Origin of the sequence: Campylobacter sp. JMF_01 NE2, from assembly GCF_027737365.1 — a bacterium.
Classification (GTDB): domain Bacteria; phylum Campylobacterota; class Campylobacteria; order Campylobacterales; family Campylobacteraceae; genus Campylobacter_B.
Map to the genome: position 1 here is coordinate 440356 of NZ_JAOVTR010000001.1, position 24030 is coordinate 464385.

A 24030-nucleotide genomic window follows, 5' to 3' on the forward strand; every position below is an offset into this window, starting at 1 on the left:
GCCCCTTACATTAGGTAAATAACCGGCACAATTGTCGGATATTTTTTCGTTTTTCTAAAAATGTGCTTTCGCACGGCTTGGCGAATTTGCGACTCTAACACGCGGTTATCAAGCAAAATTTCGGTTTTCATATTTGCCAAAAACTGCTCGATTAAGCCTTCCATATCCTTGGTAAAGGCAGATGTTTGCGACTCTGCGACAAGCCCGTAGGTAATGACGCGAGATTTGATAAGCTTTTTGGCTGTTTTGTCGATTTGAGCGATGATTACAGCCACGCCAGCGTCGGCCAAATTTTGCCTGTGTTTTACGATTTCATCGGAAATTTGCTTATTGATTTGATTGTCAATGAAAACCTTGCCAGTTTTGACGGTTTTGACCCGTTTTAGGTATTTTTCGCAAATCTCCATTTGATCGCCGTCGTTCATCAGATAGATATTTTTCTCATCAATCCCGCATTCTATCGCAGTTTCGCGGTGTTTGACTATGTGGTTATACTCGCCATGGACTGGTAGGAAAAATTTCGGCTTGATTAGGCGAAGCATTAGTTTTTGCTCCTCTTGGGCAGCGTGTCCGCTGACATGGATTTCGCTGAAATCCTGATACGCCACCTTTGCACCGCTTTTTAGCAAGAAATTTAGCACGGTTGAGACGCTGTTTTCGTTACCTGGAATCGCCTTTGCCGAAATGATAACTTGATCAGTTGGTTTGATTTTTATGTATTTGTGCTCGTCTGTGGCCATGCGATACAGCGCGCTCATAGTCTCGCCCTGAGAGCCTGTGGTTACGATTAAGACCTCATTATCAGGGTATTTGCTGACCTCATCTGGATCGATGAAAATTTTACGATCAAGCTCGACATAGCCTAGCTCCATTGCCGTAAATAGGTTTCGCTCCATACTTCGCCCTATCACGCAGACCTTGCGGCCGTATTTCACACCGCGCTCGATCGCCTGATAGACACGGTGGATATTCGAGCTAAATGTGCTCATAATCACGCGCCCTTTCGAGCTAGCAAAAATGCCGTCAAATGTCCTGCCTACTGAATTTTCGGATTTGGTAATGCCGTCTCTGTGAGAATTCGTGCTATCGCTCATCAGTAGCATTACGCCACGATCGCCATAATGCGCCAAGCGGTTTAAATCGGTCGGATAGCCGTCGATTGGGGTGTGATCGATTTTAAAATCGCCCGTGTGGATAATCGTGCCGGCCTTTGTGGTAATCGCAAGCGCGCTAGCGTCGATAATCGAGTGCGTTATGTGGATAAATTCGACCTCAAAATCGCCGATTTTGTAAATTTTGCGCTTTTGCACTGGGCGGAAATAGCTTCGCTCCGCCTTTAAGCCATGCTCTTCAAATTTGTTTGAAATCATACCCAAAGGTAGTGGCGTAGCGTAGATTGGGAATTGAAATTCCTTGAAAAAATACGGCATTGCGCCAATGTGATCTTCGTGCGCGTGCGTGATGATGATACCTTTGACTTTGTCAGCGATCTTGCGAACATAGCTAAAATCAGGGATCAAAATATCCACGCCAGGCATATTATCGTCCGGAAAACTCATACCCACATCGACGATAATCGCGCTCGTAGCGGTCTCGAAAATCGTCATATTCGCGCCAATCTCGCCAAGTCCGCCAAGCGGAGTTATGCGGATAGTCTCAGCCGAGCTCGCATTTTTTAGCGGATAGAGCCTTGCTTCGTGCATGGCCTTATTCGCCGCGATTGCCTCGTCCATAGCCACATGCCATGGCTCGGTACCGGTTAGGCTTTTTGGCATATTTGTCTTGCGTTTAGAGCGTTTTTTCTTTTTAGCGCCCTCTTCTGAATTTGGGCTTTGCACGGCTGTTTCGCTAGCTAAATTTTGCGCTTTTTCGCTTTTTGATTTTTTATTTTTTTTATTTTCGTTTGCTGGGGTTTTTTGCTCGTCTTTTTGATTTTTGCTCTCATCAAACGATTTTTTTAAATTTTCCCTGTGTCTGCGGCGTCTATTTACCTTTTTTAAGCGCTCAGGGCCTGTAAAATCAGAGTTTTGCGCTTGGTTGTTAGTTTTTTTCTCTTCCATTTTTCACCTTTAATTTTTTAAAAATATCTAAAAATAAGGCGAAATTTAACTCGTGCGGTCTTGTGTTTTCAAAAATTTCTAGTTCTTCGAAAATTTGGGTTATATCTGATTTGGACGCAATTGCGCTTAGATTTTTGGCTAGTGTTTTTCTAGGAGAGGCGAAACACACTCTCAAAAACGCCTCAAATTCACGCTTTTGCTCCACGCTTTGGAAAGGATTGCGCGTCTTTTCTATCCTCATCACGGCCGAAATGACCTTCGGAGCTGGCTCGAAAGCGTGTGGAGGCACCTCGAAAAGATACTGCGCCCCGCCACAGAGGCTAGCCAAAACCGAAATCGCGCCAAATTCCCGCTTCCCAGAAACTGCGCAAAATTTCTGCGCGACCTCTTTTTGCACCATTACGACCAAACCCTCACACAGCGGGTCTTCAATGGCTCGCAGGATTATATTTGTCGCGATATAATACGGCAAATTCGCAACCAAAAAATATGGTTTTTCGCTAAGAGAATTTTCCCAAATTTCCAAAACATCGCCCAAAACCAGCTCCAAATCGCGGTTTTTTATCTCTGTGGCGAAATTTTGGCACAAAATCTGATATAAATCATTATCAATTTCGAAACTTTTTACTTTATAACTCTTTAAAAGATTACGAGTTAAATCACCCAAGCCAGGCCCAATTTCTACGATATTTTCAGCATTTTTGGGAATCGATTGGATAATTTTGTCTAAAATCAAACTATCTTTTAAAAAATTTTGTCCGAATTTTTTCTTTGCAACTATCATCGAGAGATTTTATCCAATTTTTACTTATAAAATGGTTATATAAGCGAAATTTGGCTAAAATTTACAAAAATTTTAAAAGGCAAAATTTTGAAAACATTTGCAAAACGAATAATTCCATGCCTAGATGTGCAAAATGGGCGTGTGGTAAAGGGCGTAAATTTCGTAAATTTACGCGACGCAGGCGATCCTGTCGAAATCGCAAAACGCTATAACGACGAGGGCGCAGACGAGCTTTGTTTTTTAGACATTACGGCTAGTTTTGAGAATCGCGACACTATCGTGCATGTGGTCGAAAGCGTGGCAAAACAGCTTTTTATCCCGCTAACCGTGGGTGGCGGAATCCGCAAAATCGACGATATTTCGCGACTTTTGGATGTGGGTTGCGACAAGGTCAGCCTAAACTCATCGGCTATCGCAAACCCAGGTTTAATCGACGAAGCAGCGAAAAAATTTGGCTCTCAATGCGTCGTCGTGGCAATCGATGTCAAACGAACTGGCGAGGGCTACAATGTCTTTGTCAAAGGTGGCAGAGAGGATACGGGCCTGGACGCCTACGCGTGGGCAGAGGAAGTGCAAAACCGCGGTGCAGGGGAGATTTTGCTCACTTCCATGGACTGCGACGGCACCAAAAATGGCTTTGATTTAGAAGTCACGGGCAAAATTAGCAAAATGCTAAAAATCCCCGTCATCGCAAGTGGCGGTGCAGGAAATATGGAGCATATTAAAGAAGCCTTTGAGTGTGGGGCTGACGCGGCACTAGCGGCGAGCATTTTTCACTTCGGCGAGATAAAAATCAAAGATTTAAAAGCCTATCTTTTGCAAAACGGCATAAGGGTTCGAAGTTGATAGTGTGCGCAGGAAATGGCGAAGAATTCGACTTCGCGCGCGCTGTCGGCGTGGGGCTCGTGGATTGCGCTGTCAATTTAACCAAAATTTTAGCGAGCGAAAAACATAGCGAAATTTTGTTTATAGGCAGTTGCGGTCTATATGGCGAAGGTAAAATTTTTGATATTTTTGAGTGCGAAACGGCCACAAACCACGAAATTTCCGAGCTTTTAGGCTATTCATACAGCCCGATTTTTGACCCAAATGTTTCATATGAAACATTTTGCAACTCATCAAATTTCATCACCACAGACGAAATTTGCGCGCAAAAATTCGCCACACTCGGCTACAAAATCGAAAATATGGAATTTTACTCTGTCGTCAAAGTCGCCGAAAGTTTCAAAATCCCAGCTCGCGGAATTTTCGTCGCGACGAATTTTTGCAACCAAAACGCACACGCAGATTTTTTGAAAAATCACGCAAAAGCCAAAGAAATATTAGAAAATCACTTAAAACAAAAAGGAATAATTTGAAAAATATCCTAGATTTCACACTTGATGAACTATCCGAGCTTGTAACGCCAAAATTTAGAGCCAAGCAAATTTACGAGTGGATTTACAAAAAAGGTGTTAAAAATTTCGACGAAATGCTAAATTTACCAAAGGAATTAAGGGCAAATTTAAGCGAAAATTTCTATTTAGACCCTGTAAAATGCGTGAAATGCGAAGAGAGTATCGACGGAAGCAAAAAATATCTTTTCGAGCTAAAAGACGGCAAAACCATAGAAAGCGTTTTGCTTCCTATGAAAGATGAAGTCGCCGACGAAAACGGCAAAATTTCACGCCATGCAAGATACACAATCTGCGTTAGTTCGCAAGTTGGTTGCAAAATGGGCTGTGCATTTTGCCTGACTGCCAAAGGCGGATTTGTGCGAAATCTCACAGCAGGTGAAATCGTAGGACAAATTTTATACATAAAAATCGCAAACCAAATCCCTTACGAAAGACGCGTAAATGTCGTATATATGGGTATGGGCGAACCGCTTGATAACCTAGCAAATGTCTCAAAAGCTGTGCAAATTCTAAAAGAAAATGACGGCTTAGCTATCGCTCCGCGCCGCCAAACTATCAGCACTAGCGGTCTTGCCACGCAGATAAAAAAACTTGGCAAAATGGATTTGGGCGTTTTACTAGCCATTTCACTTCACGCCGTAACCGACGAGCTTCGCGCTAAGCTAATGCCGATAAACAAAGCCTACAACATAGCTTCGGTTATGGACGCCGTGCGAAATTTCCCCATAGATATGCGAAAGCGAGTGATGTTTGAATACCTTGTCATGGGCGGCGTAAATGATAGCCCTAGCGACGCAAAAACCCTTGTAAAGCTACTTCACGGCATAAAAGCAAAGGTAAATTTGATATACTTTAACCCGCACGAAGGAAGCCCGTATCTGCGCCCAAGCACCGAAAATATGGTGAAATTCCAAGATTATCTCAGCGCGCATGGCGTAACCTGCACGATTCGCCAAAGCAAAGGGCTTGACATAAGTGCTGCGTGCGGACAACTCAAAGAAAGAAACAAAAATGAGCACACTTGATATAATCGAAATTGTTTTCATCGCCATTGTCGCAGTTGTAGGCATTGGCGGAATTTTGTTCGTAGTTTTGAACGAGAAAAAAGAGTAAATTTGCGAATTTAAAATTTAAAAATTCGCAAATTCTTTGAGCTTATCTTTCGCCACAATCTAAAATTTCACCTTTATATTTTAAATATTTTACTTCACTATTAGGGTATGCTTTCATATATGCGCTACTGCAATTTGTCCAGCCAAGTCTTGGGTCAAAGCAATGAATTTCTTTATTTAAAATTCTAACGCTTATCAATCTATCTTGTTTATTATACACAGAAGCATTGTTTCTCAAATCATTTTTTGCATTATCATCAAGTTGCGTGTAAATCGCAGGCGGATATTCTCCTTCATATCTTTCATCTTTGCCTTCAACCTGTCCTAATACACGGCAATTTACCATAGTTCCTTCGCTAAGTAAAACGCTTTTAGCTTCATCATTTAAATATATGTCTGAGTGTTTCGGTGGCGGAGTATAATTACAACCAGCCAAAACAAAAGATAAAACTACTCCATAGACTAAGTATGATTTTTTCATAGAAAATCCTTTTAATGAAATTATTGAATACAATTCAATTCCCATATTTTACCCCCCCCCCCCCCCTAAAATTTGCTTAAATTTGCAAATTTTAGCTGATTTGGCTACTGTTTTTTCATAATATCAATCAGTTTATCAAATTTAGGAATTTGTAATAAATACAGAATTTATTGAGGCAATATTTTTATATCCGTTTTGTTTCAAAATTTTAACGCTTTCAAAAACTCGCTTTTAAAATCAGCCTTTGTTTGAATATCATAAATTTTCCCGTTAAATTCGAAGCGCAAATTCGCTGCATGTAAGCAAAGCCTAGAAGCGCCTGTTAGATTTATCCGCTCACTCACGCTTAATTTCTCGTCCAAAATCGCTTCGAAAGTCGCCGTGTCAGTCCCGTAAAGTGGGTCACCTAAAATTTTGTGTTTCACATGAAACAAATGCAAACGAATTTGATGCTGTCTTCCGGTAAGCGGCACGGCTCGAACCAAAGTCGCATTAAATTCGCTAAAATATTCTATCGGATAAATCTCGGTTATCGCCTTTTTGCCATTTTCGCAAATTCGCATTTTAATCATTACTTCGTCGGTTTCTAAACTCTCGCTTATTGGCTCATCGATTACAAATTCTCGCTCTACTCTCCCGCTCACCAAAGCAAAATATGATTTTTTCACTGCCCTATTTTCAAAAAGCATTTTCAATGCATTTAAACTAGCCAAATTTTTTGCGACCAGTATCACGCCGCTTGTCTCTTTATCGAGCCTATGCACGACCGCCGCAGAGCGACCGTAAAGCGACCAAATTTCATCATAAAGCGAATATTTGCAATGCCTGCCATTTGGGTGGCTTAGCACTCCGCTAGGTTTGTCAAAAACGGCAAATTCTTCGCATTCAAAAATCGCGCGCGCTCCCTTCGGCTCACATTTATAATCTATCAAAAAAATCTCCCCATTTGCCACGCTGTTTTTTGCCATTACCACGCCTGAGCCGTCCAGCACCCTGCCCTTGTCGCAAAGCCTTTGAGCGCTTTTCATATCGTGTCCCAAACCCAGCAAAATCTCAAAAATTCGCCGATTCGAAAATTCGCCTAAACTAAATTTCTCATACGCCATATTAACTAAGTTTTCAGCCCTTTTTTAATATAATTTTGGATTATATCAAATTTCAAATAAAGGCACAAAAATGGTAGAGCGATACGCACGAAAAATTATGAAAGACAAATGGACGCAATTTGCCAAATACGACGCTTGGCTAAAAGTGGAGTTGGCAGCAGTCAAGGCGTGGAACAAGCTTGGCTTTATCCCGGATAGCGACTGCGAAAAAATCTGCAAAAACGCTAAATTTAGCGTCGAACGCATAGACGAAATCGAAAAAACGACAAAGCACGATGTGATTGCGTTTTTAACCAGCGTGAGCGAGAGCTTGGGCGAAGAGAGCAGATTTGTGCATTATGGTATGACAAGTAGCGATTGTATCGATACGGCTGTGGCGTTGCAGATAAAAGATAGCTTGGATTTGATTATCGCTGACATCGAAGCCCTAAAATCAGCAATCAAAAATCAAGCGATGAAGCACAAAAATACGCTTATGGTCGGCAGAAGCCACGGAATTCACGGCGAACCGATAACTTTTGGCTTAGTTTTGGCGATTTGGCATGATGAAATTAACCGCGCATTAGAGCTGATAAAACACGCTTATGGCGTCATAAGTGTGGGTCAAATCAGCGGTGCAATGGGAAATTTCGCTCACGCTCCATTAGAGCTTGAAGAGCTAGTTTGCCAAAATCTAGGCTTAAAACCAGCCCCAGCGTCAAACCAAGTCATACAAAGAGATCGCTACGCACAAGTGATGAACGCTTTGGCAATTTTGGCTTCAAGTTGCGAGAAAATCGCCGTGGCAATCCGCCACTACCAAAGAACAGAAGTTTATGAGTGCGAAGAGTATTTCGCTACCGGACAAAAAGGAAGCTCGGCAATGCCACACAAACGAAATCCGGTGCTTAGCGAAAATGTAACCGGGCTTTGCAGGGTTTTGCGAAGTATGGCGATCCCTGCTATGGAAAATGTCGCTTTGTGGCATGAGCGGGATATTAGCCACAGCTCGGTTGAGAGATTTATACTGCCAGATGGCTTTGTAACGGCTGATTTTATGCTAAATCGCCTTGCAAATTTGATCGAAAATTTAGTCGTTTATCCTGAAAATATGATGAAAAATTTAAATTTAACGGGCGGACTAGTTTTTTCGCAAAGAGTTTTGCTAGAACTTCCTAAAAAAGGTTTGAGCCGCGAAGAAGCCTATAAAATCGTGCAAAGAAACGCGATGAAAGTTTGGGCGGATCTGCAAGAAGGCAAAAAAGCTATCGATGAAAACGGAGCTAGTTTGTATTTGCAAAATTTACTAGCCGATGATGATTTGCGAAAAGCTTTGAGCGAAGATGAGATTAAATCTTGCTTTGATTATGGATATTACACCAAAAATGTGGATAAGATTTTCGCCCGTGTGTTTGGGTAAATAAATTTAGCCCATTTTGGGCTAAATTTTCTATCATAAAATCAAAAAATAGCCAAATTTTCCCATAATAATTTAACTTGAAATTTAGCAAAACTTCGAAGCTAAATTTTGATAAATTTTCTTAAATCATAAGCTTTAAAAAGATACAATCGCACAATTATTTTTTCTTAGAAACGGACGCAAAAATGAAAGTTATTAAACGCAACGGTAGAACCGAAGAACTCGATATTTCAAAAATCAAAAAATTCACTGGGGACGCGGTAGCAGGGCTAGAAAATGTCAGCCTTAGCGAGCTAGAAGTCGATGCGAAAATTCAGTTTCGCGATATGATTACCACAGAGGAAATCCAGCAAACCCTTATCAAAACCGCCGTCGATAAAATCGACATAGACCGCCCAAACTGGACATTTGTGGCAGCGCGACTTTTCCTTTATGATTTGTATCACAAAGTATCTGGCTTCACCGGCTATCAATCGCTTCAAACCTACTTTGAGCGCGGTGAGAGCGAGGGTCGCATCATGCTAGGGCTAAAAGAAAAATACAACCTAGACGACTTAGACGCCTACATTAAGCCAGAGCGCGATTTACAATTTACCTATCTTGGCATTAAAACGCTTTATGACCGCTATCTCATAAAAGACAGACAAGCAAAACCGATTGAGCTTCCACAGCACATGTTTATGGCGATAGCTATGTTTTTGGCGCAAAATGAGCTAGACAGCCAAGGCTGGGCGAAAAAATTTTATGATTTAATAAGCAAATTTGAAGTCATGTTAGCCACTCCGACACTCTCAAATGCTAGAACTACACGCCACCAGCTTTCAAGCTGTTATGTAGGAAGCACGCCAGATAATATCGAAGGAATTTTTGATAGCTACAAAGAAATGGCGCTTTTATCAAAATTCGGTGGCGGTATCGGCTGGGACTGGTGCAAAGTCCGCGCAATGGGCGGTAGCATAGACGGACACAAAAACGCAGCCGGTGGCATAATACCTTTCCTAAAAATCACAAACGACATAGCCGTGGCTGTGGATCAACTAGGCACCAGAAAAGGCGCAATCGCCGTGTATATCGAGCCGTGGCACATGGATATAAACGACTTTTTGGATTTGCGTAAAAACTCGGGCGAAGAACGCCGTAGGGCGCATGAAATTTTCCCTGCTTTGTGGATAAACGATTTATTTATGAAACGCCTAGCAAATAACGAAAAATGGACGCTTTTTGACCCTGTCGATGTGGCTGATTTGTGCGATGTATGGGGCGAAGAATTTGAAGCAAAATATATCGCCTACGAAAACGACCCAAATATCAGCAAATCAACCGTTATGGCAAAAGAGCTTTGGAAAAAGATATTAACAAGCTATTTTGAGACGGGAATGCCGTTTTTGTGCTTTAAAGATAACGCAAATAGGGTAAATCCAAATTCGCACAAAGGCATTATTAGAAGCTCGAATTTATGCACCGAAATTTTTCAAAATACACAGGCAAACCACTACAAAACTAAAATCGTCTATGCTGACGGCACGGAAGAGCTTTTTGAAGAAAACGAAGAAGTAGTGGTAAATGGCAAAATCACCAAAAAAGCCAAAAAAATCACGGCACTTGATACGATAAACGGCAAAGACATTTTCATCGTCGAAAAGGGCGTAGATGAGGGCGCAACGGCAGTTTGCAATCTCGCAAGCATAAATTTAAGCAAAATTCACACCCAAGAAGACATAAAACGCGTCGTGCCGATCGCCGTGCGAATGCTAGATAATGTAATCGAGCTAAATTTTTACCCACACGCAAAGGTAAAACGCACGAATTTACGCTCTCGCGCCATAGGCTTAGGCGTAATGGGCGAAGCGCAAATGCTTGCCGAAAAGGGCATTATTTGGGGAAGTTACGAGCATTTTGAGACAATCGATAAAATCATGGAAAACATAAGTTACAACGCCATTTACGCTTCATCAAATTTAGCTCTTGAAAAGGGCAAATACCCTGAATTTGAGGGCTCAAAATGGTCGCAAGGAATTTTCCCAATCGATTTAGCAAACGAAAATGCTAAAAAATTAGTCGGTCGTGGGGGGCTTTTTGAAGATAACTCTTGCGACTGGGACGCACTTCGCGCAAAAGTCAAAAAAGACGGCATGAGAAACGGCTATTTAATGGCGATTGCGCCGACTTCATCGATTTCGATTTTAGTCGGCACAACGCAGACTATCGAGCCTGTTTATAAACGCAAATGGTTTGAACACAACCTAAGCGGTATGATTCCTGTTGTCGTGCCAAATCTAAGCCCAGATACTTGGCAAGCCTATGTTCCAGCATACGAGCTAGACCAGCGACTGCTTATAAAAGCGGGTGCAATCCGCCAAAAATGGATAGATCAGGGTCAAAGCCTAAATATTTTCATCACGCTTGATAAGGCTAGCGGTAAGGTGCTAAATGACATTTACACCCTTGCGTGGGAGCTTGGCATTAAATCGACATATTATCTGCGAAGCGAAAGCCCTTCAACTGATGATTTCAACTCCGATGTCGCAGACAGAAGTATCGAGTGTGAAGGGTGTCAGTAATAAAATGGCAAAATTTGCCATTTTATCCCCTATTTCACTTCAAATTTTTGATTTTTGTCTTTAAATTTTGCCTAGAAACTTTGATATAAGAGCGCAAAATTTTGCCTAACATTTTTGCTATCATTTTTTTATCTTCTTTTGGAATTTCGCCATATTTTTTGAGAATTTGGGTTAAATTTGCACTTAAATTTTGTGGAATTTCTACAAAAGTTTGCGCGTTTGTCGAGTTTAGCATCTCAAATACTGCCTCGATTGCAATTTTGCGTGAAAATGGGCTTGTCGTGCGCAAAAACTGACTTAGTGTCTCATCGATAATCTCGCTCGTGCGCGTTAGATTTGGCACATAAATAAAATCGTTTTTGCCTACTTCCCACGTAAAAATATCGTGTTGCAACAGCCCTCGCGCCCTACTTTGCACGATTTTAACACTCTCTTTGTGCGAAAACAGATTGCCGATAATCGATTTTTGTGGGATATAGGTTTGGATTTTGCCTAAAATTTCAGCATTGGAATTTTGCTCATAAAATTTATCCCAAAATCCCGGTCCGTCGTAGTTATAGACCTTGCAAATACGCTCTTGGATATTTTTTGGCGCAAGAAGCGAAGCATAAATCGCCACATTTCCGCCCTTTGAGTGCCCTGCAATTTTGAGGCGTTTTTGTGGATATTTTGAAGCGATTTTTTCCAAATACTGTGCGCCAAGTATTTGACAAGGCAGATCCCTCATAAACGCCATATTAAAGTCCTCTTGCCAGCCCAAAATCGAATTATCCGTGCCTAGATATGAGATGAAAACTTCATCTATGTCAGTATGGATACAGACTGCGCCAAATTGGCTAATTGCCTCTTTGTCGTTGTTTCGCTGAAAATCACTTACTATCAAATCCCCAAATCGCTCGCTTTTGGCTAAATTTATAGCAAGGTCCTTATCGCCGTCCCACAAAAACTCGCTATCACTCAAATTTTGCAAATTTTGGCAAATTTTGCCTATGCTAGAATTTGGCGTAAATGAAATTTTATGAAATGGCAAATACGAAAATCGTGCCAAAACAAGTGCGTCAAGCTCGTTAAATTCGCACCCTATGCCAAATTTCAAATCCCCACGCCAAAATAGATAATCATTTATATTCGCCATTTTTTGCCTTAAATTTTACTCTCATTTTCAAGCGCAAGACACGGATCATAGCCTATATTTTTTTCAAACTCGCTAAGCCTCATGTGGATCGAGCGAAGTTCGGTTATCGTCGTCCAATTCTCCGTAAATACGCTAAAACTTTGGCGCACTTTGTTAAAGGCATTTGCTGTTTGGATTAGCACGCCAAGCGTGATTACCTTGGTAAAAAGCCCTGGCCCCATGATGAGATATGGCACGATGATAAGGATTTGCGAGTAAGTGTGAAGCCAAGTATCGAAATACAAATAGTGCAAAAAGAGCTTGTGGTAGTTAAATTTAAGCTTGTCAAAAAGCGAGTAAATTTTATCCTCGCTACCATAGTTTGCCTTATCTTCCTCGGCAAAAACTAGCTCTTTTCGAAAGGCCGCTTCGACCTTTTGATTGTTGTATTCTAGGCGTGGCAGGTAGCGTCCCACGAACCACGATACGCCAAGCCCACCCACGCTCACAGCTAGCGCAATCCAAACAAGAGAGCCCGGAATATCCTTGATAAAGGGCAAATTTATCCCGCTACTTAGCCCCCATAAAATCGGAATAAACGCAAAGAGCGTCATAAAGGCATAGACAATTCGCATGCCGACATCTTCGAGCGTTTTTGTGAAACGATAAATATCCTCTTGGATACGCTGAGAGCTACCCTCGATATCGCGCTCTACCCTGCGCCAAAAGCCAATGTATGAAAATGTCATCGCCTCGCGCCATTTTAGCACCCATACGCGCGTGATATAGCGCTCTGAAACTGCCGCTGCTATAAACCACATCGCAAGCCACAAAAACAAAAGCATAGCCTCATAAAACTCGTCAATCGTGTGTTTGTCGATCTCACCACCCATATCGTAAAACGCCCTATACCACTCGTTAAATTTGACATTTAAAATGGTTTGAAAAAGATTAATACCGAGTATAAAAATTAGTCCGCCCCAAGCCAAAATTCGCCATTTTTTGCTTTTAAAAAACGATGAAAACATTACCCGCCTTTGTGAAATTTAATCCGTGATTTTACTGAAATTTATTAAATTTTGAAATTTTTGTAAAATTTAAATTAAATTTGTAATATGTATTATTAAATTTTAATTAAATTTTCGCTACTCTTTGCGATAAAATATCAAAAAGGAGTAAATCCCCCCCCGCAAAAGTTGCAAATTTCAATTTGCCAGGCGCAAATTTGCGCAAAATTACAAAAAGGAAATACCATGAAAAAGTTTCTTTTGGCATTGGCTGTCCTTGCGACAAGCGCATTTTCGTATTCGCTCGATGAGATTAGAGCGCGAGGTGAAATCCGTATCGGCGTGTATGACGCTGAACCGCCATTTGGCGAGCTTGTCAATGGTAAATTTGAGGGGTTCGAGGTCGAGCTTGCCGAAATTTTGGCAAAAAGGATTTTTGGCGAGAAACAAGGCCACATAAGTCTCATGGGCGTTACCAACGATGTGCGTTTTCCGCTTTTGCAAGAAAATAAAGCTGATATGATAGTTGCCGCTGTGTCTGTAACGCCAGAGCGCGCCCATTTAGCCGACTTCACGGCTCCGTATTTTACTGTAAATTTGGGTCTTCTCACCAGAAAAGGTAGCGACATCAAATCCGTCTTGGATTTAAAAGGCAAAAAAATCGGCGCATTGCTTAAAACCACAGGCGAAGCATTTTTAAATAAAGAGGGGATTCCTATCACTTACTGCAACGACAGCGTCGATTGCTATAAAAAAGTCAAAAATGGCGAACTTGACGGCTATGTCAATAACAACCTTTTTGTCTATGCTTATCCGATTTTTGACCCCACAATGGAGGTCAAACTCTCAAACCTTGGCAACACCGTTTTTCTATCAATCGCAATCCAAAAAGGAAACACAAGTTTGCTTGAATTTTTAAACGAGCAAATCATTGCTCTAAGCAAAGAGGGATTTTTCACAAAAGCCTATAACGAGACCTTCGAGCCGTTTTACAAGGGCACGATTGATAAAAAATACTTCCTACTCGACAATGTTTATAAATCGTTTTTCTAAAATTTTGGGCAAATTTTGCCCAAAATTCTACATTAAATTTTAAAATTTGCAAATCCCTCTAAAATTTCGCTCCATTTATCGCCGAAATCGTCGAACTATCCAGCGGGATATATGAGACGCTATCGCTGTGTTTGAGCCCTCCTGCGTCCATTTTGAGGTATGGTTCGACCGCAGAGCCTTCTAGCACTCTCCCGCACAGCCCAGCGCGGTCTATCCGCACCTCCATAACGCTCATGCCATGGAAAATAAACTTCAAACAATCCCGCTTTTTCACGCGAAAAACGCTGTTTTTAAAATCCACGCTCGTCATGTCTTTGATATTGGTCGAATACCGCCCCTGCGTGAGATTATAGGCGATGACATCGCTAAGTGCGGTTTTTAGGTCGTTTTTGGCCGCCACGACCAAGGCATCATCTCTCGAAGCTTGTAAGCGTGGAAGCGCAACGCCAACCAAAATCCCAACAATCACAATCACAAAAACAAGCTCAACCATACTAAATGCTTTTTTCATAGGATTTCCTTTTGTTTTTTCGAGTATAGCATTTAATGATGAAATTTTGTAAATTTGGCTGGTTTGTCATCGCGGGCAAACAATATAGCGAAATTCAAACAAATTTCAATTCTCAAATTTTTAAAATTCTCTAAATTTTACTAGATTAGCACGCTCATTTCGCTTCACTAACGATGACAAAATTTACGAAATTTGAAATTCGGCGCAGTGTTAAATGGGTGTGGATTTAAAATAAAATGGTGGAGTTAAGCGGGATCGAACCGCCGACCTCTTGAATGCCATTCAAGCGCTCTCCCAGCTGAGCTATAACCCCAAAAAGCTCTGTAATTTTACACTTTTTAGCTTATAATGAATTTAAAAAACAGAAATTTTGCAAATAAAATAAAATTTTAAGTTTTAATTTGCTAAAATCAGCTTTCGTTTTTGATGCGGGAATAGCTCAGTGGTAGAGCGCAACCTTGCCATGGTTGATGTCGCGAGTTCGACTCTCGTTTCCCGCTCCATGATTTTGTATGTGTTGAAAATGTGCCCGGATGGCGGAATTGGTAGACGCAAGGGACTTAAAATCCCTCGGAATTTTTTCTTCCGTGCCGGTTCAAGTCCGGCTCCGGGCACCACCAAAAACGGCTTAGTGTGGCGACATAGCCAAGCGGTAAGGCATGGGCCTGCAAAGCCTTGATCCCCGGTTCGAATCCGGGTGTCGCTTCCAAAACAACAAGGAGAGTCTATGAAATATATAGTTACGATACTTTTAGTTTTGGCGTTTAGCGGGTGTTCAAACACATGGCAAGGCGTGAAACAAGACTCAAAAAACGCTGGTCAATGGACCAAAGAAAAGGTTCATAACGGCGCAGAGTGGGTCAGCGAAAAAACAGAATAATTCTATCGGGAGATGGCTGAGCGGTCGAAAGCGGCGGTCTTGAAAACCGTTGAGGGTAACACCTCCTGGGGTTCGAATCCCTATCTCCCGGCCACTTTTTTAAATCCTTTTAAATTTTTGTTGTGAATTTTGGAGAAATTATAAAATTTTGCAAATTTAGCATGGAATTTTATTTGTATTTCGCGCCATTACGAGCAAAATTTTATTTAATTTGTCATTGCGAGCGAGTGTAACGAGCGTGGCAATCCAGTAAAATTTATAGCGAATTTAAAATTTTAAGAATTGAAATTTATCTGAATTTCCCTGGATTGCTTCGGCGCTATCACGCCTCGCAATGACAGACCCGGCGAATTTCACCCTAAAACATCTTCTCGCCTCTGCCCCACAGCGGGATCGGGTGAAATGTCACATACACCTCATCAGGATTTATAGCAAAGCCACGCAACGCCTCGCTCACAAGCCTAACGCAAACCTCGCATTTTTGCTTTTCTACGCTAGTTCCTAGCAGCGAGATTGCGATATACGCGCCGCTATCTAGCGCGTTTTTCGAGGTAAAAAGCGCCTTGTCGCACTCTACCGCACTCATTATGCTCTCACTTTTTTTGCCAAACGCCTCTGCCACAGCCTTGCAAAGTGCGCCCGCCAGATTTGCGCGTGTTTTTTCATCAAATTTCGCGCTAAATTTCGCATCGATATACGGCATAAAAACCCCTTAAATTTTAAATTTTCCCCACTTCGCAAATTTCAAATTTTGCGCCGAATTTTAAAATTCGGGCGCAGTATTACAAGCCCACGAAGCGGAATTTCCAAATTCCACTATTTTACATTAAATAGCCAGCTTGGCTTAATCCCCTCGCGCAAAACGCCGTCAGTGTCGGTGTATTGCTCCAAAGAGCCTGCTTTGACCTGGATACAAAGAAATCTAATCGTCTCATCGCCAGCGCTGATACAGCGTTCGCCACTTGGATCGATTTTGAAAATATCGCCCTTTTTAATCGCGATTTCCTCGCCGTCGATGAAGAGCTTGCCATTGCCCTCTAAGATAATATAAACTTCCTCGTTTTGTTGGTGCGCATGCACGAAAGGCACGCTAATGCCAGCAGGCAATGTGTTTAGGCTAATCTCACAGCCACTTAGACTTAAAAGCTCTTTGAACTCAACGCGCTCGTTGCTATCAAGCCTTGCAAAAGTATAGTTTTTCATTTTTTCTCCTTAAATAAGATTATTTTAAAATTTCAAGATCGATTAAAAGCCCCGCAAGCCCCTCGCCTGCGACATCGTTTGTGATTTTGCCATTTTCGTCAAAATAGTAAAAATTCATCGTGCTAAACGAAAATTTCGCTCCGTCCGCCTTTTTGCCGTAAAATTCGCCCCTCTCATGTGTGCCGCTACACTCCCACAAAACAGCCACCACAGCGTCGTTTGCGACGATATCTTTGATTTGCCATTTGATATCAGGGAAGCTTTGTCTCATGAAATTTACCACCGAGATATACCCTGCGCCGCCATAAAGCGGGTCTTTGGAAACTGGGGTGAAAAATGTAGCGTTTTGGTTTATTAGCTTCTCTGCCAAGGCGGTATCAGCGGTATTTATGGCGGTTTGGAAGTATGCCATCGCCTCTTTGTTGCACTCGGATTTGGCCCTGCTTTGGTAGCAAATTTGGTTAAAATTTGGCTCTAAGCTTTGGGCTAAATTTGAATTAGCGCATAAAATTTGACCCACCAAAACAGCAAAAATCGCAAATTTTTTCATAAATTTCCTTTGATATCTAATTAATTTTTTTATTAAAATTTTTAATTGCACGGCTTAAAAGCGTATCTAGCGCGTCCAATTCAAATTCGCTAAAATTTTTCGCTAAAATTTTATTTAAATTCTTTGAAATTTCATCAAATTTCGGCTTTAAACTCTCACCTTTTGGCGTGAGTTTTACATTTACGCTTCTTGCGTCGTTTTTGTCCTTTTCTCGCACCAAATAGCCGTCCATTTCAAGCCTATCAAGCAGGGTTGTAACAGTTGCTTTTGTGCGGTTGATTTTAGTGGCGATTTGGGCTGGACTTAAAATTTTACCCCCAAAAAGATAGTGAAAAATATCCCCGTGGCTGGGTGAAATCCCTAAAATTTCAAGCCTTTTAAATTCGTTTATAATGTAATCGTTCGCCTCTCTTACAAGCTGTGCGCTTAAAAATATGCTTTTGCGTTCTTTTTTCATTTTTGCCCCTAAAATTTAGGGCGTATTATAGTTAGATTTCAAATTAATGTCAAGATAAAATAAATAAAATTTAACCCCAAATTTGGGGTTAAATTTTATTTCTCGCCCTCTTTTGGTTTGGTGATTTTATCGACAAGCTGTTTTCCTAGCTCGCTTTGGGCTAGCCCTTCTAGCATGGAGGCGATTTTTGTGCCACCACTCGTGCTTAGCACGCTACCAAGCGAATTTAGCCCCTCGCTTACATTGCCGTTGTTTGCGATGATTTTTAAATCTGCGCTAGTTAGGGCTTTGGCCTGCTCTAAGCCGATATCGCGGTTAGCCTTGATTTGCTCGATTGAGATTAGATATGTTTGATAGCCCTCGTTTTCGCCGATTTCGCGCGCTAGCTCGATTTGCGCATTGACAGGGGCTAGCTCTTTTAATCTCAAAGCCTCAGCCTCAGCAGAACCGATTTTTGCGATACCTTGGCTCTCTTTGTCTTTGATTTCTAAAAGCGCAGCCGCCTCCAAAAACTGCCTTTCTTTATCGCCTTGCGCGATTAGGATTTGATTTTCTTTTTGGGCTTCGGCTTCCTTGATTTTGGCTGTTTTCTTGGCCTCTGCGTCGATTTCGATTTTGCGCTGTTCTTGCTCGGCTTGGACGATTTCTACTTGCTTTTTAATCTCTGCTTTTTTGACATCTTGGACGCGCACGACCTCCATTGCCTTTTCTTGGGTGATTTTTTCCTGCTCTTTTACCACTTGTTTGGCTTGTTCTTTGCTGATTGCGACCTCGCGCTCTTGCTCGACGGTTTTAAGGCCTACGAGTTTTAGGGCTTCTTGCTCTTTGATTTCGGTTTCTCTTTTGGCTTCGATTTCAGCGATTTGGGCGCGTTTGCGGTTTTCGGCAACCTCGACACGGCTGTCTTTTTCGATAGCAGATTTTTTCTTTTCCATTATGTTGAAAATAACCTTTTCGCCATCTTTGTCTTTAATATCCATTAATTCGATATTTTTCACAGGCGCAATGCCCCAGTTTTCGAGCTGAGATTGAACCGAAACAGTGAAATCCTCGCCTAGGGCTGAGCGGATTGTAAGAATTTCTTCGAGCTCTCGTTTGGCTAAAATCGAGCGGATTGAGCCTTGGATAATATCTGTGAGTTGCTTTTTGAGATCGTCGAAATCTTTGACCCTTTGGGCGGCTAAATTTGAATCAGCAATGCGGAAAAACGCCGTGATATCCACGACAAATGGCAACCTACCCACATCGTAAGCCTCGTAAGCCTCGATTTTGATACTAAATACTGAAACTGGCAAAATTATCTTGCTAACGCCTAAAATCGGCACCCAACCTGGGAAATTATAATACACATTTCCATTTCCAGTGTCTTTGCCAAAACTTTGCGTTTTACGCGCGCTTTGGACGATATGAACCTCGTTTGTCTCCACGACGGTCCTAAAATACATAGCTGCAAGCACACAAATGACTACAATAGCGACCAAACCGCCACCAAATCCAATCAAAACAGGCGAAAACATCACCCCTCCTTGTAATAAAATTTAAGGCGCAATTATAAGCAAAATTTGATTTAAATAAAATTTATTCTGTAATTTGCATTCTGGCAGACAGGAAGGGATTCGAACCCTCGGAGGCTTGCACCTCACACGCGTTCCAGGCGTGCTCCTTCGACCACTCGGACACCTGTCTAAAAAGGTTTGGATTATAACTAAAATTTTAAATTTGAAGCTGAAATTTGAAAATTTGCGGAATTTTAAAATTCCGCAAATTTTACCTAAATATCCTATCTATCGGCACAGCAGACATATCAGGCGCGGTATCGGCATCAGCTCCTAAAATCTCTTTTAGCTCCTCATCGCTTATGCTAAATCCCCCGCCAAGCGCCTTGTAAGCATTTACGCTAGCTTCTAATTCCTCTAAATCAGCGCCCACTTTGGCAAGTTCTGTGTTTAAAAGATTGCGTTGCGCGTCTAGGAATTCTAAATGGCTAGAATATCCAGCGTTATAAAGCTCGCTTGCGTCTTTGTAAATTTTGCGTTGCGAGCTTAGCAAATCGCTCATCGCTTTTTTGCGTTCTTTTGCGTTTTTAAGCGTAGTTAGGGCGTCTTTGACATCGCCAAGAGCCGTTTTTAGCGCCTTGTCATAAGCGATAAAAGATGAGTTTTGATCGACATTTGCGATATCAACCCTCTTTTTAGTTCGCCCAAAATCAAGCAAAGGTCCCACGAGTGAGCCACCGATACTCCACGAGCTAGTAGTCGAGCTAATCAATCTATCAAAATCGCTACTTGCATAGCCAAATGCCCCAGTTAGCGAGATAGTCGGGAAATACCCCGCCTTGGCAACGCCGACTAGGAAATTGCTAGCGCGCAAATCCTCCAACGCCTTTGCTACATCTGGGCGATGAAGCAAAACATCACTTGGCACGCCACTTGGGATTTGTGGGGCATTAGGAAGTTTTGCAGCTGTGAGGATTTGCGGATTTACGACCCCGTCGTAGCTTTTGCCGGCTAAAATCGCAAGCGAGGTTTGCACCTGAGAAATTTGGTTTTGCACGGCGATTAGGCTTGCTTTGGCGTTTTGCACAGCGACACTTGCTTGGCTAAGCGTGATTTGATTTATCGTGCCAGCTTCTAGCTCTTTTTTGCGGTAATTTTGCGTCTGCTCGTAGCTTTTAAGCGATTTAGTTAGAATTCTTTCTTGCTCTTTTAGAGATAAAAGCGCGAAATACGAGCTTGCAACCGCGCTAGTGATTGTGTTTTTAGCTGTTTCATAATCGTATTTAGTCCCCATATACTGCGCCGCGCTAGCACCCACGCTGTTTCGCACCCTACCCCAAAAATCAATCTCATAGCTAAGTGGTGCTGAAATCGCGTAAGAAGCGTGAGAATTTGAATCAGGCATATTAGCATAATTATTCTGGCGCATTGCAGAGCCTGAAATTCCGATATTTGGTAGATATTCAAGCTTGCCTAGACCCAAATTTAGCCTTGCGCGCTCAATATTATTCAAAGCTAGCATTAAATCAGAATTATTCGCCAAAGCACTATCAATTAGCGCATTTAGCTGGGTGTCATTGTAGCTTTTCCACCACATTTGGCTCACATTTGTCGCCTCGTATCCAGATCTATACTCGATATGGCAAGTAGGCATATCAGGCTTAAAGCTACAACCACTAATCAGTGCGCCAGTTAAAATTCCTAGTAAAATTTTAGTTTTCATCTTTTTCCTCTGATTTTATTTTTCGCTTATCTAGCCACGCATTAAAGCTCTCCAAAAGGTAGAAAAATAGTGGCACGAAGAAAATCGCTATCGTCGAAGCAGCCAAAATTCCACCAAGCACGCCAGTTCCTAGCGCGTGACGGCTAGCAGAACCTGCTCCTGTGGCAAGTACCATAGGCAAAACACCAAGACCAAAAGCCAAAGATGTCATAACAATCGGTCTAAAACGCATTTTTGCTGCACTTATCGCCGCTTCTGCGATACTTTTTCCGCCGTGTTGATACTCTTGCATAGCAAATTCGACGATTAAGATCGCATTTTTTGCCGCAAGTCCGATAAGCAAAATAAGTCCGATTTGAAAATATATATCGTTGTTTAATCCCCTAGCCCATGTGAATAAAAGCGCACCAAACACGCTAAATGGCACGGCTGTAAGAACCGCCATTGGCATTAGCCACCTCTCATACTGCGCCGCCAAAATCAAAAATACAAACAAAAGTCCAAACGCAAAAGCCTTTGCGCCAGTTCCTGCTGCATTTACCTCTTGATAAGCCGTGCCTGACCAGCCAAGTGTGTATCCAGTAGGGAATTCGCCAAGAATCGTATCTCTAATAGCATCAATCGCCTGACCAGAAGTATATCCAGGGGCAGGATCGCCCATAAGTCTAGCTGCTGGGAAGCCATTGAAACGATCGACGATATCAGGGCCTTTGGCGCGTTCTAAATTTACAACCGAATCAAGCGAAACCAAATTTCCACTAGCTGAGCGCACATAAAGCGTCCTTAAATCATTTGGCGTATCGCGGAAGAGCTGTTCTGCTCTCATATAGACGCGGTATGTCTTACCCAAAAGGTTAAAATCGTTTATGTAGTATTGTCCGATAGTCGAATTTATCGTCGTAAAAATATCAGGGATTGAAATTCCAAGCATTTTGATTTTTTCCTTATCTAGGCTTAGATTGTATTGCGGGAAATTTACATCTAGCGTAGAGCGGACATTTTGCAAAGCTGGATTTTGCGAAGCTTTGGCGACTATTCGCGCCATATCATCGGCGATTTGTTGATAGTTTTTGCCCGTAGTATTTTCTGCATACACTTCAAATCCGCCAGTCATTGATAGACCATTGATCGGAGGTGGGGTTAGGGCAAAGGTCATCGCACTTCTATCCATGACAAAAAGCTGTCCAGTTAGCGCGTTTGCGATTGATTGGGCTGATTGGTTTGCCTCAGGACGGACTTCCCAAGGTTTGAGTTTAGAGAAAAATACACCTGAATTTTCCCTAGCACCACCTGCCATCATATCAAATCCCGCGATTGTGGTGATTGCTTCGACATTTGGATTTTGTGAAAGTGTGCCACGCAAGAAATCCATGTGCTTTTCAGTAGCTACCAAAGGTCTAGCCGACGGAAGTGTCGAAAAGCCCATTACATAGCCTTTATCCTCGGCTGGCACAAGTCCGCCAGGAGTAATTTTAAATAACTCTAACATCACAAAAATGATAATTCCCACAAGGCACAACGATAAAATCACATGGCGCAAAATTTTTGCAACACCTGCCGAGAAAAGGCGGGTTGAAAAATCGAAAAATTCATTAAATTTACGCACTAACCAAAACGGCTCGGCCTCTTTTTTGCGAAGTAAAAGCGCGCACAGCGCAGGGGTTAGGGTAAGGGCGACAAATCCGGAGAAAACCACAGATGAGACGAGTGTGAGCGCGAATTGTCTTTGGATAACGCCGACAAAACCCTCCATAAAAGCAACCGGCACGAAAACCGCCGCCAAAACGAGCACGATTGAAATTACTGGGCTTACGATCTCGTCCATTGCCTTAATCGTGGCCTCTTTGACACTTAAATTTCGCTCTTCATGCAAAATTCTCTCCACATTTTCGATAACGATAATAGCGTCATCGACGACGATACCGATAGCCAAAACTAGGGCGAAAAGGGTAATTAAATTTATCGAAAATCCAAAAGCGTAAATTCCAATAAACGCTCCACAAATCGATACTGGCACCGCTAGCATTGGAATAATCGTCGCGCGGAAATTTCCTAAGAACATATAAATAACCAAAACGACCAAAATCATCGCTTCTACGAAGGTATGAATAACCTCTTCGATAGAGACCTTTACGAATTCTGTCGTGTCGTATCCGTTGCTATAAGTCAGTGCGCCTGGGAAATTTTGCTTTAACTGCTCCAAACGCGCAGTTACGGCATCAAGCGTAGCAATGGCGTTTGCGCCGTTTTGTTGATAGATAAAAACTGGCGTCGCGTCGTATCCTTGGTATTTACCATTGATGATAAGGCTCTCAGCCCCAAGCTCGACCCTAGCGACATCTTTTACACGCAAAAATTTACCATCATCACTGGCTCTAATGATTACATTTTCGAACTCTTCGACCGTTTTCAAACGCCCCTCTGGCTGGATTGCATAGACATAAGGGTTACCCAAATCGTTTGGTTGCTCGCCTAGCTTTCCGGCTGGGTATTGGCTGTTTTGCTCTCTAATGGCTGCGATTATGTCAGATGATACGACATTATGCTTAGCCATAAGTCCTGGATTTACCCAAATTCTCATTGAGTAATCCTTCGTGCCAAGAGCCTGTGCGTCGCCCACACCACTAACGCGTTTTAGCTCATCGACGACATTAATGCTGACATAGTTTTGGATTTCAAGCGGGCTCATTTGACCTGTTGGATCATAAAAGAAAAACGCAGAAAGTATAGATGATGAACGCTCTGTAACGCTAACGCCCATTCTTTGCACTTCGGCCGGAAGCGTGGTTAGGGCTGGATTTACTCTGTTATTTACATTTACGAGTGCTTCTTGCGGATCGGTGCCGACCTTGAAAAACACGCTGATATTTGCCCTGCCTGACGAGCTAGATGATGAACTCATATAAATCATATCATCGACGCCGTTGATTGCGTTTTCTAGCGGCGAAGCGACGGTATCTGAGATAGTCTGCGCGTCTGCGCCACTATATGTGGCTGTAACTGAAATTTGAGGTGGGGTGAGTTGCGGGTATTCCTCCACAGGGGCGATAAATAGACAAATCGTTCCAGCAATAACGATAATAATCGAAATAACGCTTGCGAAAACTGGGCGATTGATAAAAAATTTAGAAAACAT

General features: G+C 42.2%; 21 protein-coding genes and 6 tRNA genes. 11 read left to right on the forward strand and 16 right to left on the reverse strand.

Annotated features, from left to right (window positions below):
• Positions 1–5 precede the first annotated feature (5 nt).
• Positions 6–2060 (reverse strand): ribonuclease J, encoded by a 2055-nt coding sequence (locus OFO01_RS02445; RefSeq protein ID WP_270858596.1) that lies wholly within the window; start codon positions 2058–2060, stop codon positions 6–8.
• Positions 2041–2844: a 16S rRNA (adenine(1518)-N(6)/adenine(1519)-N(6))-dimethyltransferase RsmA gene (gene rsmA, locus OFO01_RS02450; protein ID WP_270858597.1), complete on the reverse strand. Its 804-nt coding sequence runs from the start codon at positions 2842–2844 to the stop codon at positions 2041–2043. The genes OFO01_RS02445 and rsmA overlap by 20 nt, the downstream gene beginning before the upstream one ends.
• An 87-nt stretch (positions 2845–2931) precedes the next feature.
• Here rsmA and hisF point away from each other — a divergent pair, with 87 nt between their 5' ends.
• Genes hisF through rlmN form a run of 3 tightly spaced genes read left to right on the forward strand, consistent with a single transcriptional unit; the run spans position 2932 to position 5266 of the window.
• A complete protein-coding gene (hisF, locus tag OFO01_RS02455; protein WP_270858598.1) occupies positions 2932–3690 on the forward strand; it encodes an imidazole glycerol phosphate synthase subunit HisF in 759 nt (252 codons plus the stop codon).
• A gap of 2 nt (positions 3691–3692) precedes the next feature.
• On the forward strand, positions 3693–4202 hold the full coding sequence (locus tag OFO01_RS02460; protein WP_333720420.1) for a purine-nucleoside phosphorylase: 510 nt from the start codon (positions 3693–3695) through the stop codon (positions 4200–4202).
• Entirely contained in the window at positions 4199–5266 is a 1068-nt protein-coding gene (gene rlmN / locus OFO01_RS02465) for a 23S rRNA (adenine(2503)-C(2))-methyltransferase RlmN (RefSeq protein WP_270858600.1), read from the forward strand. The genes OFO01_RS02460 and rlmN overlap by 4 nt, the downstream gene beginning before the upstream one ends.
• Before the next feature lie 130 nt (positions 5267–5396).
• Here the strand turns inward: rlmN and OFO01_RS02475 are convergent, their stop codons facing one another.
• Both OFO01_RS02475 and OFO01_RS02480 read right to left on the reverse strand, forming a co-directional pair.
• Positions 5397–5834: a hypothetical protein gene (locus OFO01_RS02475; protein WP_270858602.1), complete on the reverse strand. Its 438-nt coding sequence runs from the start codon at positions 5832–5834 to the stop codon at positions 5397–5399.
• A 200-nt stretch (positions 5835–6034) separates the two neighbouring features.
• Entirely contained in the window at positions 6035–6862 is an 828-nt protein-coding gene (locus OFO01_RS02480; protein ID WP_333720417.1) for an RluA family pseudouridine synthase, read from the reverse strand.
• A gap of 148 nt (positions 6863–7010) precedes the next feature.
• On the opposite strand from OFO01_RS02480, the gene purB reads away from it, so the two are divergent.
• Positions 7011–8339, forward strand: a complete 1329-nt coding sequence (purB, locus tag OFO01_RS02485; RefSeq protein ID WP_270858604.1) for an adenylosuccinate lyase — start codon at positions 7011–7013, stop codon at positions 8337–8339.
• 185 nt (positions 8340–8524) lie between these two features.
• A complete protein-coding gene (locus tag OFO01_RS02490; protein WP_270858605.1) occupies positions 8525–10900 on the forward strand; it encodes a ribonucleoside-diphosphate reductase subunit alpha in 2376 nt (791 codons plus the stop codon).
• A 34-nt stretch (positions 10901–10934) separates the two neighbouring features.
• Here OFO01_RS02490 and OFO01_RS02495 read toward each other — a convergent pair whose 3' ends face one another.
• Positions 10935–12035, reverse strand: coding sequence for an Mbeg1-like protein (locus tag OFO01_RS02495; RefSeq protein ID WP_270858606.1), 1101 nt, complete (start codon positions 12033–12035; stop codon positions 10935–10937).
• Between the two features lie 8 nt (positions 12036–12043).
• Positions 12044–13042: a putative transporter gene (locus OFO01_RS02500; protein ID WP_270858607.1), complete on the reverse strand. Its 999-nt coding sequence runs from the start codon at positions 13040–13042 to the stop codon at positions 12044–12046.
• Positions 13043–13267: 225 nt separating this feature from the next.
• Between OFO01_RS02500 and OFO01_RS02505 the strand changes: the two genes are divergently transcribed.
• On the forward strand, positions 13268–14074 hold the full coding sequence (locus OFO01_RS02505; protein WP_270858608.1) for a transporter substrate-binding domain-containing protein: 807 nt from the start codon (positions 13268–13270) through the stop codon (positions 14072–14074).
• Positions 14075–14132: 58 nt separating this feature from the next.
• Here OFO01_RS02505 and OFO01_RS02510 read toward each other — a convergent pair whose 3' ends face one another.
• A complete protein-coding gene (locus tag OFO01_RS02510; protein ID WP_270858609.1) occupies positions 14133–14585 on the reverse strand; it encodes a type II secretion system protein in 453 nt (150 codons plus the stop codon).
• Between the two features lie 237 nt (positions 14586–14822).
• Positions 14823–14898, reverse strand: a tRNA-Ala gene (locus OFO01_RS02515).
• A gap of 115 nt (positions 14899–15013) precedes the next feature.
• Between OFO01_RS02515 and OFO01_RS02520 the strand changes: the two genes are divergently transcribed.
• The 5 genes from OFO01_RS02520 to OFO01_RS02540 all read left to right on the forward strand — a co-directional run bounded on the left by OFO01_RS02520 (position 15014) and on the right by OFO01_RS02540 (position 15559).
• Positions 15014–15088, forward strand: a tRNA-Gly gene (locus OFO01_RS02520).
• 24 nt (positions 15089–15112) lie between these two features.
• Positions 15113–15202 (forward strand) — tRNA-Leu (locus OFO01_RS02525).
• An 18-nt stretch (positions 15203–15220) separates the two neighbouring features.
• A tRNA-Cys gene (locus tag OFO01_RS02530) sits at positions 15221–15294 on the forward strand.
• A gap of 18 nt (positions 15295–15312) precedes the next feature.
• Positions 15313–15465 (forward strand): hypothetical protein, encoded by a 153-nt coding sequence (locus tag OFO01_RS02535; protein WP_270858610.1) that lies wholly within the window; start codon positions 15313–15315, stop codon positions 15463–15465.
• Between the two features lie 6 nt (positions 15466–15471).
• Positions 15472–15559 (forward strand) — tRNA-Ser (locus OFO01_RS02540).
• 264 nt (positions 15560–15823) lie between these two features.
• On the opposite strand, the gene OFO01_RS02545 is transcribed toward OFO01_RS02540, so the two are convergent.
• The 8 genes from OFO01_RS02545 to OFO01_RS02580 form a co-directional block, all read right to left on the reverse strand.
• Positions 15824–16168, reverse strand: a complete 345-nt coding sequence (locus tag OFO01_RS02545) for a phenylpyruvate tautomerase MIF-related protein (protein WP_270858611.1) — start codon at positions 16166–16168, stop codon at positions 15824–15826.
• Positions 16169–16281: 113 nt separating this feature from the next.
• Entirely contained in the window at positions 16282–16668 is a 387-nt protein-coding gene (locus OFO01_RS02550; RefSeq protein WP_270858612.1) for a cupin domain-containing protein, read from the reverse strand.
• Between the two features lie 19 nt (positions 16669–16687).
• A complete protein-coding gene (locus OFO01_RS02555; RefSeq protein WP_270858613.1) occupies positions 16688–17218 on the reverse strand; it encodes an ester cyclase in 531 nt (176 codons plus the stop codon).
• Positions 17219–17234: 16 nt separating this feature from the next.
• Positions 17235–17675 (reverse strand): MarR family winged helix-turn-helix transcriptional regulator, encoded by a 441-nt coding sequence (locus OFO01_RS02560; RefSeq protein WP_270858614.1) that lies wholly within the window; start codon positions 17673–17675, stop codon positions 17235–17237.
• 95 nt (positions 17676–17770) lie between these two features.
• A complete protein-coding gene (locus tag OFO01_RS02565; protein WP_270858615.1) occupies positions 17771–19192 on the reverse strand; it encodes an SPFH domain-containing protein in 1422 nt (473 codons plus the stop codon).
• A gap of 81 nt (positions 19193–19273) precedes the next feature.
• Positions 19274–19361, reverse strand: a tRNA-Ser gene (locus OFO01_RS02570).
• Between the two features lie 81 nt (positions 19362–19442).
• Positions 19443–20894, reverse strand: a complete 1452-nt coding sequence (locus tag OFO01_RS02575; protein ID WP_270858616.1) for an efflux transporter outer membrane subunit — start codon at positions 20892–20894, stop codon at positions 19443–19445.
• Positions 20884–24030 (reverse strand): efflux RND transporter permease subunit, encoded by a 3147-nt coding sequence (locus OFO01_RS02580; protein ID WP_270858617.1) that lies wholly within the window; start codon positions 24028–24030, stop codon positions 20884–20886. Before OFO01_RS02580 ends, OFO01_RS02575 begins: the two co-directional genes overlap by 11 nt.